The organism is Amycolatopsis sp. NPDC039088 (assembly GCF_055598845.1).
Genome location: NZ_JBVKAE010000006.1, coordinates 150368 through 164223, shown reverse-complemented (window position 1 = coordinate 164223; position 13856 = coordinate 150368). Strand labels below are relative to the sequence as shown.

18 protein-coding genes are annotated in these 13856 nt (G+C 67.1%); 7 read left to right on the top strand and 11 right to left on the bottom strand.

Going from position 1 to position 13856, the window contains the following annotated elements:
• Positions 1-48: 48 nt before the first annotated feature.
• The 4 genes from ACZ7KI_RS10110 to ACZ7KI_RS10095 all read right to left on the bottom strand — a co-directional run bounded on the left by ACZ7KI_RS10110 (position 49) and on the right by ACZ7KI_RS10095 (position 2391).
• Complete coding sequence (locus ACZ7KI_RS10110; RefSeq protein ID WP_470272790.1) at positions 49-657, bottom strand: TetR/AcrR family transcriptional regulator; 609 nt, start codon at positions 655-657, stop codon at positions 49-51.
• 17 nt (positions 658-674) lie between these two features.
• The gene (locus ACZ7KI_RS10105; protein ID WP_470272918.1) at positions 675-1460 is read right to left on the bottom strand and encodes a metal-dependent hydrolase; all 786 of its coding nucleotides are present in this window, start codon (positions 1458-1460) and stop codon (positions 675-677) included.
• 54 nt (positions 1461-1514) lie between these two features.
• Complete coding sequence (locus ACZ7KI_RS10100; protein ID WP_465500511.1) at positions 1515-1868, bottom strand: STAS domain-containing protein; 354 nt, start codon at positions 1866-1868, stop codon at positions 1515-1517.
• Positions 1869-2082: 214 nt separating this feature from the next.
• A complete protein-coding gene (locus ACZ7KI_RS10095; protein WP_125780715.1) occupies positions 2083-2391 on the bottom strand; it encodes a WhiB family transcriptional regulator in 309 nt (102 codons plus the stop codon).
• 139 nt (positions 2392-2530) lie between these two features.
• Here ACZ7KI_RS10095 and ACZ7KI_RS10090 point away from each other — a divergent pair, with 139 nt between their 5' ends.
• The 3 genes from ACZ7KI_RS10090 (at position 2531) to ACZ7KI_RS10080 (ending at position 4218) form a co-directional block, all read left to right on the top strand.
• Complete coding sequence (locus ACZ7KI_RS10090) at positions 2531-2947, top strand: anti-sigma factor (protein ID WP_465459383.1); 417 nt, start codon at positions 2531-2533, stop codon at positions 2945-2947.
• Positions 2944-3717, top strand: coding sequence for a SigB/SigF/SigG family RNA polymerase sigma factor (locus tag ACZ7KI_RS10085; RefSeq protein WP_470272789.1), 774 nt, complete (start codon positions 2944-2946; stop codon positions 3715-3717). Before ACZ7KI_RS10090 ends, ACZ7KI_RS10085 begins: the two co-directional genes overlap by 4 nt.
• Before the next feature lie 78 nt (positions 3718-3795).
• The gene (locus ACZ7KI_RS10080; protein ID WP_470272788.1) at positions 3796-4218 is read left to right on the top strand and encodes an ATP-binding protein; all 423 of its coding nucleotides are present in this window, start codon (positions 3796-3798) and stop codon (positions 4216-4218) included.
• Here ACZ7KI_RS10080 and ACZ7KI_RS10075 read toward each other — a convergent pair.
• A complete protein-coding gene (locus tag ACZ7KI_RS10075) occupies positions 4190-4663 on the bottom strand; it encodes a MarR family winged helix-turn-helix transcriptional regulator (protein ID WP_470272917.1) in 474 nt (157 codons plus the stop codon). The genes ACZ7KI_RS10080 and ACZ7KI_RS10075 overlap by 29 nt on opposite strands.
• Positions 4664-4722: 59 nt before the next feature.
• On the opposite strand from ACZ7KI_RS10075, the gene ACZ7KI_RS10070 reads away from it, so the two are divergent.
• Both ACZ7KI_RS10070 and ACZ7KI_RS10065 read left to right on the top strand, forming a co-directional pair.
• A complete protein-coding gene (locus ACZ7KI_RS10070) occupies positions 4723-5706 on the top strand; it encodes an aldo/keto reductase (protein ID WP_470272787.1) in 984 nt (327 codons plus the stop codon).
• Between the two features lie 41 nt (positions 5707-5747).
• On the top strand, positions 5748-6383 hold the full coding sequence (locus ACZ7KI_RS10065) for a nitroreductase family protein (protein ID WP_470272916.1): 636 nt from the start codon (positions 5748-5750) through the stop codon (positions 6381-6383).
• Here ACZ7KI_RS10065 and ACZ7KI_RS10060 read toward each other — a convergent pair.
• Positions 6361-7017, bottom strand: coding sequence for an alpha/beta fold hydrolase (locus ACZ7KI_RS10060; protein ID WP_470272786.1), 657 nt, complete (start codon positions 7015-7017; stop codon positions 6361-6363). The genes ACZ7KI_RS10065 and ACZ7KI_RS10060 overlap by 23 nt on opposite strands.
• Positions 7018-7045: 28 nt before the next feature.
• A complete protein-coding gene (locus ACZ7KI_RS10055) occupies positions 7046-7693 on the bottom strand; it encodes an HNH endonuclease family protein (protein WP_470272915.1) in 648 nt (215 codons plus the stop codon).
• Positions 7694-7870: 177 nt separating this feature from the next.
• Between ACZ7KI_RS10055 and ACZ7KI_RS10050 the strand changes: the two genes are divergently transcribed.
• On the top strand, positions 7871-8878 hold the full coding sequence (locus ACZ7KI_RS10050; RefSeq protein ID WP_470272785.1) for a tetratricopeptide repeat protein: 1008 nt from the start codon (positions 7871-7873) through the stop codon (positions 8876-8878).
• On the opposite strand, the gene ACZ7KI_RS10045 is transcribed toward ACZ7KI_RS10050, so the two are convergent.
• Together ACZ7KI_RS10045 and ACZ7KI_RS10040 are read right to left on the bottom strand one after the other, a co-directional pair.
• Positions 8875-9768 (bottom strand): SWIM zinc finger family protein, encoded by an 894-nt coding sequence (locus ACZ7KI_RS10045; RefSeq protein WP_470272784.1) that lies wholly within the window; start codon positions 9766-9768, stop codon positions 8875-8877. The two genes, ACZ7KI_RS10050 and ACZ7KI_RS10045, sit on opposite strands and share 4 nt — an antisense overlap.
• Positions 9769-9772: 4 nt before the next feature.
• On the bottom strand, positions 9773-10441 hold the full coding sequence (locus tag ACZ7KI_RS10040) for an SDR family oxidoreductase (protein ID WP_470272783.1): 669 nt from the start codon (positions 10439-10441) through the stop codon (positions 9773-9775).
• Positions 10442-10487: 46 nt separating this feature from the next.
• On the opposite strand from ACZ7KI_RS10040, the gene ACZ7KI_RS10035 reads away from it, so the two are divergent.
• Positions 10488-11057, top strand: coding sequence for a TetR/AcrR family transcriptional regulator (locus tag ACZ7KI_RS10035; protein WP_470272782.1), 570 nt, complete (start codon positions 10488-10490; stop codon positions 11055-11057).
• On the opposite strand, the gene ACZ7KI_RS10030 is transcribed toward ACZ7KI_RS10035, so the two are convergent.
• Positions 11054-12250: a hypothetical protein gene (locus ACZ7KI_RS10030; RefSeq protein ID WP_470272781.1), complete on the bottom strand. Its 1197-nt coding sequence runs from the start codon at positions 12248-12250 to the stop codon at positions 11054-11056. The two genes, ACZ7KI_RS10035 and ACZ7KI_RS10030, sit on opposite strands and share 4 nt — an antisense overlap.
• The gene (locus ACZ7KI_RS10025) at positions 12247-13710 is read right to left on the bottom strand and encodes an AAA family ATPase (protein ID WP_470272780.1); all 1464 of its coding nucleotides are present in this window, start codon (positions 13708-13710) and stop codon (positions 12247-12249) included. Before ACZ7KI_RS10025 ends, ACZ7KI_RS10030 begins: the two co-directional genes overlap by 4 nt.
• Positions 13711-13856: the final 146 nt, after the last annotated feature.

Genomic DNA, 13856 nt, shown 5'->3' with positions numbered 1-13856 from the left:
ACCCCCTCGCCATGCGAAGCGCAGGTACGAGGACTTCTCGCGTTGATCTTACGTTTTGTTACGCAGCGTGCAACTTGAGTGGAATGTGCGCAGGCCGTCGAGCACGACGCGGACGAGGTTCCTGCTTTCCGGCGAATACCGTTCCGCGGCGAGGCAACCGGCGATCAGGGCGCGCAGGTCGTCGCCGTCGATGTCCTCGCGCACCGCCCCGGCGGCCTGCGCCCGGAGCAGCAGCGCCTGCAGTGCCGACCGGAAGTCGGAGCCCGCGCTCGCCTTGAAGCCCAGCCCGGTCGTCTCGGCGAGCGCGTCGCAGAGGGCCCGGTTGAGGGACGCCTGCTTGACGACGCGTTCGAAGAAGTCGAAGAACACCGCGCCGGGGTCTTCGGCGGTCAGCAGGCCGCGTGCTTCCCGCGCGTACTGCTCGATGCACTCCAGGACGACGGCCTGGAAGAGCGCTTCCTTACTGGGGAAATGCCGGTACACCGTGCCCGCGCCGACCCCGGCGAGGCGCGCGATCTCGTCGAGGGGGACGGCGAGGCCGTCGATGGCGAAGGCCTCTTCGGCCGCCGCGAGCACCTTCGCTCGGTTGCGTCGCGCGTCGGCGCGCAGCACGGGCTTGTCCACGTTCCGCTTCAACGCCGCCGACCGCGAAGGCATTCCCCAGAGGCAAGCACTCAGTGGACCGCGGTCTGCGTCCCGTCCGGCGTGAGGAAACCCTGGACGGTGGTGAAGAGGTAGTCCCAGACACCCGGGATCAGCACCACCGCGGCGATCGCGAACAGCGGGAAGATCAACCGGTTCTCGACGTTCTTGCCGGTGCGGAAGCGCAGCGGCTTCGGCGGCCGGATCTCGTACCAGGTCTCGCCCGCGATCGGGATCGGGAACAGGAACGGGCAGCCGGACTCGGTCAGCGCGTCCCCGAGGCAGTGCACGAAACAACCGGCCGCGACGGCGATGCCGAGCCAGCCGGAGATCTCCGCGAGCTGCGCCGCCTTGTCCGGCGGTGCCGTCCACACCCACCAGCCGACCGCGGCGCCGCTGACCGGCAGCAACCAGTCGCCGAGGGCGCCTTCCGCGAGCAGCAGACCCAGTACGACCACGCCGAACACCGCCCACGGCCCGCCTTCGGTGGTGCCCCAGGACGTCAGGAAGCCGAGCCCGACGGCGAACAGCACGGTGTGCGAGAGGTGCCGGTGCTTACCGGTGACCTTCTCGTCCCGAGGTCCCTTGGTCAGCGCGTACAAAGCCGCCGAGACACGCCGCAGCAGCCAGGAGATCGCGCCGGTGAACCAGCCGAGCAGCTTCGACGCGCGAGCGCCCGGATGGTCGAGGTCGGGCAAGAGGGCGAAGCCCGCCGTGGTCGCGGCGAACACGACCGCTTGGTGCACCGTGCCCGCCCCGACGACCGGTGCGAGCGCGAGGCCCGCGCACCAGCCGGTGAGGGCATGCGTCCGCCCCATCATCGTGCTGCCCCCAGGTGTCGCGGATCAAGAGCCCACGACCGTAGCGGGGGTTCAGGCGGGAGGCTCCTCCGACACGCTGAGGTGCTCAGCGACGCCGGTGAGCTCGATCACTCGGCTCACCTGCGGGCTGGGCACCACTTCGAGCTCCACCTTCTTCTCGGCGGCCTGGCGCTGTGCCTGGAGCACCACGTTCAGCGCCGAGGAGTCGAAGAAGGTCACCCCGGTCAGGTCGGCGACGACCCGGCCGGACGGTTTGTCCGTGATCAGGGCCCCGAGGGTCTCCTGGAGCTGCGGGCTCGTCAACAGGTCGAGCTCACCGGTGACCACCACGCGCGGTGCTGACGCGTCGGTCTCCAGCGTGATGCTGAAACCGGGCGGCGTGGTGTTCTGCTCCGCTGCGGGCATGCACATTCTCCTCATCAGGTGAGAACCAGCGCTCAGCGCCGGAGCTCGCCTGTGGTCTCAAGCTACGGCCGTGCCCAGTCCGGACACGGACGCACGCTCTTCTTCGGCGGGTAGGCGTGGCTGTCCCCGCAACGACAGTCCCAACCCTAACCCAGTCCGGACGGCGCGCCACGATCGCCGTCGCGCGCGTCGCCGACCGGTGTGCGGAACGCGCTCAATGCGCGGTCAACGTCTTGCGCCCGGCGCGGCGTTCCCGCAGGAACAACTCGCGGCGCTCGATCTCACCGAGACCACCCCAGATGCCGTACGGCTCCTGGACCGCCAACGCGTGCTTGCGGCACTGCGCCAGCACGGGGCAGGTCTGGCAGATCGCCTTGGCACGGGATTCGCGCCGCTCACGGGCCGAACCGCGCTCGTTGTCCGTATGGAAGAACAAGCTGCTGTCGGCGCCTCGGCACGACCCACGGAGCTGCCAATCCCACTCTTCCGCCACCACGTTCGGCAGCCGGCTCACGTCAGCCATGTCGGTCCCCGCCTTCCAAGGAGATCGTTTGTCGCCCGTTACATGCCCGCCGCCTGTGCGAGTCAAACGTGGGTTTGGTTTGCTCACACCCAGGGCAACCGAGCAGACGGCAGCGCGCAGCCGGAGAGAGGACCAACACGTGGTGGACAACACCCCGCCCAGCGGCGAGGGCGCTCAACTCATCGAGGTACGCACGGCCGCGGTACCGCACGTGGTACCGACTCTCCGGACGATCGTCGCGGACATCGCGATGCGTCAGGATTTCGACCTGGACGCCGTCGAGGATCTCCGGATGGCGGTGGACGAGGCCTGCTCCATGCTGCTTCCCTCGGCCGCCGACGGGCACTTGACCTGTGTCTTCTCCTGGAAGGACGGCCGGATCGAGGTGACCGTCTCGGTCATGTCCGATTCTCCGGAGCCCGACGACGAGACCGGTCTGTCCTGGCAGTTGCTCACCGCGCTGGCGACGTCCGCGCGGCGGAGTGTCACCCCGGCCGACGGCGGCTACCTGTCCAGGGTCGAGCTCATCCGGGAAAGCGAGGCGGCCCGGCCGTGAGCGATCCCGTCGGGCAAGACGGCGCGGATGTTCCGGCCCTGTTCGAGCGCATGTGCGCGCTGCGCACGGAAGACCCCGAGCGTGAACGGCTCCGGGACGACCTCGTGCGCGCCCATCTGGAACTCGCGCGCAACCTGGCGCGCAAGTTCCGCAACCGTGACGAGTCGATGGAGGACCTGGTCCAGATCGCGACGATCGGGCTGATCCACGCCGTCGACCGGTTCGATCCCACCCAGGGCAGCGACTTCCTCGCCTTCGCGGTGCCGACCATCTCGGGTGAGCTGCGCCACCATTTCCGCGACAACAGCTGGTCGGTCCGGGTCCCGCGGCGGCTCAAGGAGCTCAACGCGAACATCTCGGCCGCGCGCGAGGAGCTGACGATCCGGCTTTCGCGCGCGCCGAAGCCCAGTGAGATCGCCGCTCACCTCGGTGTCGGCGTCGACGAGGTCTTCGAAGGTCTTCGCGCCGGCCAAGGTCGTTACGGGGCTTCGCTGGACAACCTGCTGGAGAACTCGGCGCACACCCGCTTCGGCGAGGCGGACGCCAACCTGAGCCAGGCGGAACTGCGCGAAGCGCTGCGCCCGATGCTGGAACGCCTGCCCGACCGCGAGCGCAAGATCGTCGCGCTGCGGTTCGGGTCCGGGATGAGCCAGTCCGATATCGCCCGCCGTGTCGGGGTTTCCCAGATGCAGGTGTCCCGGCTGCTCGCCTCCACCCTCCAGAAACTGCGTGAGGGACTGACCGAGACGGAACTCACGGACGGAGTTTGATTCGACCATCGCCCTTGTGGGTATCAGGGAGACGAACACCAGGATCTGGGAGTCTCTCGCGAGGGGAGGTGCGCAACCATGACGATGTCCAAGACGCGATCGGAGGGCTCGTTGCCGGTGGTCTCCCTGCCCCTCCCGGTCGATGTCACCGCCCCCGCGGTCGCGCGGCAGGCGGTGCGGGCCACTCTCGCGAGCCTCGGCTTCGACGACCGCTCGGTGGACGACGTCCTGCTGGCGACCTCCGAACTCGTGACGAACGCCTTCGAACACGGCGAAAAGCCGGACAAGCTCGAGGTCGAGTACGCCGAAGGCAGGCTCACCCTTCGAGTCTTCGACTCCGGCTCGGGCCGGCCGAAGCTCAAGGAACCCTCACCGATGGCGGCACGCAGCCGCGGTCTCCAGCTCGTGCACGCCTTGTCCGAGGACTGGGGACACGAACTGTGCGCGGGCGGCAAGTACGTCTGGGCGGTCTTCAGTCTGCATCGGATCGCCGCAGGCTGAGCGCGGCTTCCGTTTCCCCGATCCGTTCCCGGAGCGACTTCCGCTCCAAGGCCTCGACGGCGGCCACCAGCACTTCCCTGAGCGGGTACGGCAGTTCGGCTTCCAGCTGATCGGCCGCGGCGCTGGTCGCCGCCCACTCGGCTTCGAGCGTCGGCATCAGCCGTCGCGTCTTCTCGGTCAGCGAAACAATCCTCTGCCGGGCGTCGGTCCCTGGTTTGAGCGAGACGAGGTCCTGGCGCGCCATCTGCGCGACCGTCTGGCTGGCCGCGGAATGCGTCACCCCGACCTCGGCGGCGAGGTCGCGGATGGACATCGGTCCCAGCGCGACGATCGCGCGGACGACGGGGGTGAACCGCGGGCGGTACTCCCCCAGCCCGATGTCCTGGAAGAACGCGGAGACGTCCGCTTCGGTCACTTCGAGGACATGCCTCAGCAGCGTGCCCATCCCTCGTTCCCGCGGCGGCGTGCCCACCGGCGGATCATAAGGCACTTAAGATCTCGATCATGGAGACACGGAAGATCGCCCGGCTCGGCCGGGACGTCGGCGTGGTGGGACTGGGCTGCTGGCAGCTGGGCGCGGACTGGGGCACGGTCGACGAGTCGGACGCGCTCGCCGTCCTGCACGCGGCGGCGGACTCCGGGGTGACCTTCTTCGACACCGCCGACGTCTATGGCGACGGCCGCAGCGAACGGCTCGTCGGCCGATTCCGGGCGGAACGCGGCGACGACGCGATCTTCGTCGCCACCAAGATGGGGCGTCGGGAAGAACAGGTGCCGGAGAACTACGTCGCCGCGAACTTCCGCGCCTGGAACGACCGTTCGCGCGCGAACCTCGGCATGGACACGCTCGATCTCGTGCAGCTCCACTGCCCGCCGACGCCGGTGTACTCGTCCGACGCGGTGTACGACGCCCTCGACGCGATGGTCGACGAAGGCCGGATCAAGGCGTACGGCGTCAGCGTCGAGACCTGCGAAGAGGCCCTGACGGCGCTCGCGCGGCCGAACGTGGCTTCGGTGCAGATCATCCTGAACTGCTTACGGCTCAAGCCACTCGAGCAGGTGCTCCCGGCCGCTGAGAAGGCGGGCGCGGGAATCATCGCGCGTGTCCCGCTCGCGTCGGGCCTGCTTTCGGGCCGCTACACCGCTTCGACCACCTTCGGCGAGGACGACCACCGCAACTACAACCGCCAGGGCGCCGCCTTCGACGTCGGCGAGACCTTCTCCGGCGTTCCGTACGACGTCGGCCTCGAAGCGGTGGAGCGCTTGCGGGCGTTCGTCCCCGAAGGCGGGACGCTCGCGCGGTTCGCGCTGCGGTGGATCATCGACCGGCCCGGGGTCAGCGTCGTCATCCCTGGGGCGCGCAACGCCGAGCAGGCGCGGGCGAACAGTTCGGCGGCCGAGACGGCACCGCTGACGGCCGAAGCCACGGCCGCGGTCGAAGAGGTCTACGACGAGCTGTTGAAACCGTTGATCCATCCGCGTTGGTGATCTCGGCAGAGCGCGTCCTTCGGCGACATAATCGCGGGATGATGACGCCCGAAGAGCTGCTGACGACCACCCGGACCGTCCGCAAACGACTCGACCTCACCCGGCCGGTTCCGCTTGAACTGGTGAAACACGCCCTGCAGGTCGCGCTGCAGGCGCCGAGCGGGTCGAACACCCAGCGCTGGCACTGGCTCGTGATCACCGATCCGGGGCAACGGGCGGAACTCGGCAAGCTCTACCAGCGGGCGTGCCGCGAGTACCTGGATTCCCCGAACGCGGCCGGGAAACTGTTCGCGGACGACCCGGAGCGCTCGAAGGTCCAGAAGCGCGTCGGCTCCAGCGTCGAGTACCTGGCCGACAAGATGGGCGAGGTGCCGGTGCACGTCATCCCGTGCCTGGAGACCAAGAGCACCGAGCTGCCGGCCGGCAACCAGGCCGGGCTGTGGGGGAACCTGCTGCCCGCGGTGTGGAGCTACATGCTCGCGGCGCGCGCCGTCACCCTCGGCACGGCGTGGACGACGCTGCACCTCGCGTACGAGAAGGAGGCCGCGGAGATCCTCGGCCTACCGGAGAACGTGCACCAGGCCGCGCTCATCCCGACGGCGTTCTACACCGGCGACACCTTCAAGCCCGCCCCGCGCCAGCCGCTCGAAGACGTCATGCACCTGGAACGTTGGTGAGGTAAGACTCCAGACGGTCCGCCAAGGCCTTCGGATGGCTCAACGGCACGGAATGCGAGCCCTCGATCTCGTCGGGCGCGAAACCGAGCCTTTCCTGGACGACCCGGCGCTGGAACTCAGGCGTGAAGAACCGGTCTTCGCGCGCGATGAGGACCTTCGTCGGGACGTCCGGCCATTTTTCCAGCGGCCAGGGCTGTCCCCACTCGGCGCTGACCTGGTTCCTGCCGTGCGAGCCTGCCTCCGCGACGAGGTCCGCCGGGACGCCATTGAAGAACTTTTCCTCGTCGCTGAGGTCCTTCGCGTCCTGGAAACCGGTGTTGCCCCACCAGTCCCCCGGCGTCTCGCCCGGCTTCGGGATCATCGGCGTCAGCAGGACGAGCAGCCGTGCCGAGTGCTTCTCCGCGACCAGCGGCGCGGTGAAACCGCCGTAGGAATGGCCGAGCACCACCAGGTCTCCGCGGCCGCCGATCGCCTTCGTGACGGCGTCGACATGCTCGGCGAAGCCCGCCTTCTCGTCTTCGATCGGCAGGTTCACCGCGACGACGTCGTGCCCTCGGCCGGTCAGTTCCGCTTCCAGGAGGTGGAAGTCCCAGGCGCTGCCGCCACCGCCGTGGATCAGTACGAAAGTCCCCATCGGCCCAGCTAAGCCGAAGACGGGGGGATCAGCAACGACCGAGCATGTCGCTCAGCGCGCTCTTCTCCGCCGTCGTGATCGTGAGGCCGTAGTAATGCTTCACGGTGATCCAGTCCGTGGCGTAGGTGCACCAGAAGGACACGAGCGGCGGCTTCCACTGGTCCGGCGCCTTGTCGCTCTTCTCCTGGTTGACGTTGTCGGTGACCGCGAACAGCTGCGGCCGGGTGAGGTCGTTCGCGAACTGCCGCCGCTTCTCGTCGGTCCACGACTTCGCGCCACTGACCCAGCTTTGGGCGAGCGGGACCATGTGGTCGATGTCGACGTCGTCCGGCTTGGTCCAGGTCTCGCCGTCGTAGATGCTGGTCCAGCTGCCGGAGGTCGGGGCGCAGTCGGAACCGGCCTTGACGTCCTTGCCGTCCCGCTTGAGGACGGTCTCGCGCGTGTTGCAGTTGTTCCCCTGGTTGTCCCAGTGCGGGTACTTCTTGCGGTCGTAGCCGTCCATCGAACCGCGCGGCGCGACGGTGAGCTCGTCCAGCTGCTTGCGCGCGTCGGCGGCGCTGGCCGGGTTCGAAGGCGTCGGCTGCAGCGCGGCGCCCTTGCCGGACACGAACCAGAACACCGCGAGCACCACGGCGAAGAGCGTGATCAGCAGGAGCAGTCGCTGCGCCGTGGTCATCTGCCGGGTACGCGTGGCCACCGCACGATTCCTCTCGACGGGGTTGGGGAGTGGCCAAGTATCGCCGTACCGCGTGCGGAAACCGGGTGCGACACGACGATGACAGCAGGTAGTTGTTGTCACATCGCGACCCTGATCTGCGACTACCCCAAGGACGCTGCCGGAAGGAGCGGGTTTGTGGGCGCCGAAAAACGCAAATGGAACACCCGGGTCGACGACTATCTGAACCGGAAGGCCGCGGAGCGCGGGCACGTGATCGCCATGGCACGGATGGGATCCACCGCGCTGGAACGCGGTGACCTCGACGAGGCCGAGGCGTGGTTCCGCAAGGCCGCCGCCGGCGGGGATCGGGTCGCGATGGGCAACCTGGCGCACCTCCTGCGCGAACGCGGCGCGCCCGAACAGGCCGAACGCTGGTACCGGGAAGCGGCGACGGCCGGTGATTCGCATGCCATGGCGCAGCTGGGAAATCTCTGTGCGGGACGGGGGGATCTGGACGACGCCGAGGAGTGGTGGCGCCGGGCAGCGGGTGAAGGCAGGGTCGAGGCGATGGCGGAACTCAGCCGGTTGCTGCACCGGCGAGGCGAACTCCAGGAGGCCGAGCACTGGGCGGGACAGGCCGCGGAGGCGGGCAACGTCGAAGGGATGATCACGCTCGGCGCGTTGTTGTGCGACACCGGACGGACCAGGGAAGCGGAACCGTGGTGGCGCAAAGCGGGTGAAGAGGCCGACGCGGCCGCGCTGTGCAAACTCGGCCACCAGGCCCAGCAACGGGACGACCTCACGCGCGCCGAAAGCTGCTACCGCGCGGCCGCGGCGGCCGGTGCTCCCGATGCCGCCGTCCGCCTCGGCCTGGTGCTGCACCGGCGGGGTGAACTCGACGCCGCCGAGCATTGGTACCTGAAGGCCGCGAAACGGGGCGACGCCGCCGCGATGACGAACCTCGGCGTGCTCGCCAACGACCGGAACGACCCCGGCGAAGCCACCGCCTGGTACCGGAAGGCCGCCGAACTCGGCAGCGTCCCCGCGTACACCAACCTCGGCAGGCTCGCCGCCGACCACGGGAACTTCCAGGAGGCGGAGCACTGGTTCCGGGCGGCCGCCGACACCGGTGACGAGGCCGGGCGACGGGATCTGGAGGAGCTGTACCGCAACTCCGGCGCCCGGCACCGTCAGCAGTACTAGGCCCGCCAGTTCCGCATCGCCGCGAAGCCTTCGCGCAGCCGCTGGAGTTTGCGGCTGCGGTACGGGTCCTCGCCGTCGTCGAGCCGCCACCGGTCCTCGACGCCGGCGCGGAACACCGCGAGGCCTTCGAAACCGAGCCCGGCGGTGAAGTCCGCGATACTCACGTCGACGCGGCCCGACCCGTCAAGATCGAGACGGAGCAACCATTCCGCCAGTTCCTTGGGCTCCGGCGGCGAGTCCGCGCAGGCCTCGGCGTACAACGCGAGCGCCTTTCTCACCTCGTCGCTGAGCGTCCCGAAGGAGTCGTCGACGAAGTCCAGCGCCTCCACGACCAACTCGACGACGCGGCACAACAGCGGGCCGTCCATGACCTCCTCGGCGGTGGCGAGCACCTCTCGGACCTTCTCTGCGTACGCGAGCGTGCCCTGGAACCCGACGAAACCCCGCAGCCGCAACGTCCCCTCGACATGACGCCGCAACGCGTCGAGGTCGTCGCGGCCCGCCTTCAGCGACAGCTTGCGGAACAGGACGGGATCCTCGTTCGCGTGCCCGACGAGCAGTTCGACCAACTCGGCGCGGCTGAGGGTTTCGACGTACCCGCGGATGTCGGCCGCGCCGCCGTCCGCCGCGCCTTCGAGGACGAGCAGGCCGACGGCCACGCAGTGCTTGCAGAAGAAGCCGTCCGCCGCGTGCGGGCAAGAGCACTCGCCAACCAGCTCGCCGTCGACGTTGCGCAACCGGACCGTGTACCGGTCGGTGCCGCTGACCACCGCCGTGACCCCGCCCGCGACGTCGTCCAGCGTCTCCACCGACTCCAGGTACTTGGCCCCGCGCGCGAACGAGACGTCACCGGCCTGCCTGCGGAGTTCGTCCTCGCTGAACCACGTCACCGGCCTATTGAACCCCTTGCGCCGGCGGACCGAGAAACAACCCGCCGCTCGCGTCGAGGACCTGCCCTGTCACCCAGCGGGCGTCGTCGGACGCGAGGAACGCGACGACGTCCGCTATGTCTTGTGCGACGCCGAGCCTTTGGTGCGCGGTAAGGCTCGATATCGCGTCCTCCAGCTCCGGCGTGAAGATCGCTTCGTTGTCCGCGGTCTTGGTGGCGCCCGGTGCGACGGCGTTGACCGTGATCCCGCGCGGGCCGAGCTGCTGGGCGAGCGTGCGGGTCATGGTCTCGAGCGCGCCCTTGGTCATCGCGAACGAGGTCTGCGCCGGGTTGGCCATGCGGGTGGCGACCGAGGAGATGTTGATGATGCGGCCGCCGTCGTTCATCGGCGCTCGCTGGATGAGGAAGTACGGCGCCCGCACGTTGACCGCGAAGAGGTGGTCGAACTGCTCGGGGGTGTCCGTCTCGATCGGCCCTTTGGGTGTGGTCGCCGCGTTGTTGACCAGGATGTCGAGGGTCTCAATGTCCTCCAAGGCTTTGTCGACACCTTCCATGGTCGACAAGTCGGCCTGCTCGCTCGACAGTTTGATCGTCCGTATGCCGTCCTTCTCGAGCCTTCGCGCGATCGCCGCCCCGATCCCCCGCGAGGCTCCCGTCACCAATGCAGTCTTCATACGCACCCCAGATGTTAGTGACTAACACTTTGATAGTGTCTACCACGTGAACCTCCGCGACCGCCAGCGCGCCGAAACCCGGCTTCTTCTGCAGACCCACGCCATCCGCCTCTTCACGGAGATCGGCTACGACGAGACCACCGTCGCCGACGTCGCCGCGGCTGCCGGGGTGTCGGCGATGACGGTCTATCGGCACTTCCCGACGAAGGAGGACCTGGTCCTCTACGACGAGTACGACCCCGTGACGGCTTCTGCCGTGCTTGGACAGCCTGCTTCTTCGTCTCTGGCCGCGAGGATCGGACGCGGTTTGGAGTCGACCGCCGCTTTGGGTTCTTCGCAGGAGAAGGCGTTCCTGCTGGCGCGGCTACGGCTGATGATCTCGGTGCCGGCGCTGCGGGCACGGCATCTGGACAGCCAGTACGCGACGGCCGATGCGATCGTGGCCGCTCTTTGTGGGCCCTCCCCTTCGCCGGACGAAGAGTTCCCGGTGCGGGCCACGGCTATGGCGTGCCTGGGGGCGGCGCATGTGGCGCTTGTGCGGTGGGCTGAGACGGACGGGGAGGCGGACCTGGCGGGGTTGATCCGGGAAGCGCTGAGGAGCGTCTTCGGCGGCTAGCTAGCCAGCCAACTTGTGAAGACGCGTGTCAACTCGCCCTTCAGGTGCTCGGGCGCGCAGTAGGTGAGCGGCCCGACAAAGGTGCGGCCCACACCTTTTGTTGGCACCGCCTCGATTGGCGCGACGACGAACGCCTCCCCTTCGTCGATGAACGACGTCCTTGCTTCGACTAAATAAGCGAGCGCCTGATCATAGCCACTGCGCAGGTATTCTCCTTTGTCGGTGTACTTGCATTCGATAACCACACCACGCCGTTTCGCGTGATCTATCAAGAACAAGTCCGCTCCCCGGACGGAACCTGGTTGCGCCAAGCCATGGGTTGCCTCGATATAGGGTTCTGTCTTCCCGGACGAGCTCCACACTTCCGCAGCTTCGAACCAGAGATCCCATGGACTACTACCGGGCACTTCCACCCGGAACGCAGCACCGTGCGACCGTCCAGCCAATGGGCGGCGACTAATCGGCGTGCAGTCGAGATCTCGCAGCGCGCCAAGCATTGTTCCTAGCACGCAAAGATGGAAGAGCCGCCACCTGAGATCCTCATCAGGAGCCAACAATTCAGCGGCAAGTCTCGCGAGATCGCTGGTGTCTTCCTGTCGGAGTTTGTCGGCCAGACCGCCGACCACTCGCCAGAGCGGTCCAGCACGACGAATCCCTTCCACCGTCAGCAAATCCGGCAATTCTGGGGTTACGGCTTGCAATTCTGGTCGCGCGGCGAGCGCATTGAGGGTAGTTAATTGAGTCTGCACCTCGTCACCGACGGCCGGCCGCATCTTCTTCGCATGTCGGTGCACCTCCCGAAGACGCTCAACTGTCCACCGCAAGCTGCTCAGCAGCTCATCGTCCACGCTACGCCGACGGACTCTCCCGGAGAACTCGGTCGGCGGCCAGCCCTGTCTCCGAGTATTCGGCCAGTCAATGGCGCCGCGAGGAGAGCGGCTACGCACTATTTCGGCCTGGGTGACCACAGGGAGGACGCTCAACCAGTCTTTGATGGCCTTAGGCAGTTGCTTAATCAGCGGTCGACACTGCTCGAAGAGAATAAGGTGCGCCCGGCGAACGACATCCTTCTCAGTCCACTCGAATTCGTCCTCGCTCAGTACCGCCGCCAGACCCGCGTATAACTGCCCTTTGCCAGACCAGCTACGGAAAAGCTCGGCAAGACCATCCTCAGGAAAGGACAGCTTCGTCATCGAAGAGCCTTCAGGTGCTCTAGCAGCCAAGCCCACTGGTCACCCAGCACGTCACCCGCACCCAGCACAGCTCCCAACTGCTCTAACGTAGTTCCGTCATAGCCGGACAACCAAGAACCCATACAGGCCAGGTATCCCTCGGCAACCAACTGCGTGAGGTTCGCGTCGGGGTCGGCCAGCAATCCCGCGGCAACATAGTCCGAAACGTCAAGAAGAGCAGCTGGCCCCATCGGGTCAAGCATCCTCGTCTGCGCAGCGTAAATGCGCTCCAAAATGGCACGGAGTCGACCTGCTTGCGGCTCCTGGATCGGCGCGTCCGCCCCCGTGGTCCTGTTCCTCAGCGCCGTTGCGAACTCTTCTCCCACCGGCGCCGACACCGGAACATGACCGAAACGCCGACCAAGAGCCTGACCAAACCGGAACACTCGCTGCGCGTCGACCGCGTTATAGGTCCCGATGAGCCGCCAGTCAGTCCCCGCCACGTAGTAGATCGGCTCATTTGTAGTATTTTCCGCTCGAAGGCGTTCCTCGCCAACCACAACACTTTCCGGGTCTGATCCCCAGGTAAGAATGATCGGACTGGACTTCGGATCCGCGCTTACCCGACCAACCATGACTTCCTTGCCCGAGAGCCAGGTGAGCAGGCCACCAAAGATCCGGTCCAGATCAGCCCGGTTGGCCTCATCCAGAACCAACCATTGGTCTTGGGCGATGGCCTCCAGCACGTGGCCGGGGCTGAACCGCAGCCGCCCTTTGTCGTCAACTGTGTCGCCGCCGACTAGATCGCGAGTCGTCCACGACTCATCCGGCGTCACGATGAGCGGATCGTGAATAAGCCCCATACCGAACGACTCGGGGTCTCGGCCAATGTCCTCAATGAGCTCGCCGACCAACTGCGTCTTGCCGGTACCGGGCGGCCCGACCAGCATGACCGACTTGCTGGACCGCACCGACAACCGCAGCATCCGCCGAATCCGCTGGTCGATGACCAGCGGATGGGCAGGGGTCCTGACCGTACGATCAGTGACGATGACCCGCTCCAGCGTTATTCCGAAGAACTTGGCCACCTCATCCGCGGACGTGACCTCGGCCCCGGTCTGCATGCCGACCCACTTGACTTCCCAGCCAGCTTCACCTTGACCGAGCAGAAGCGCCGCCGGGGTATCGCTTGAGCGCAGGTACTTGCGGAGTTGACCGACCGTGCGGTCGGTGTCGACCGAAGGCACAACCACCACGACGAGCTCAGCGTTCTCTACCCTCGTGGAACGCTTCAACTGGCCAACCAGCTCGGCCGCTCGACCGATTTGAATTGCGGCAACGCGAGTCGCCCGGATGAGCGCAACACCAGCCAGGTAGTACTCAAGACGGGAGAACTTCGTCCCGCTGGGAGAGCTCAGGTCGACCTCGTTCAGACCATCTCGGAGCAGCCTCTCAGGCGTCCATTCCGCCGCTTCAGTCATGAGAACCGAAGGTACCGGTGAGCAGCCCACCTCTTCGTCACGCCACGCGCAGTGACAACGCTGCGAGCGGGCCGCTCCCGATCGTGGACACGCTTCGCGGCGAGAGTTGCGCGTACGCAAGCTTCGCACCACTACACTGAGTCGTC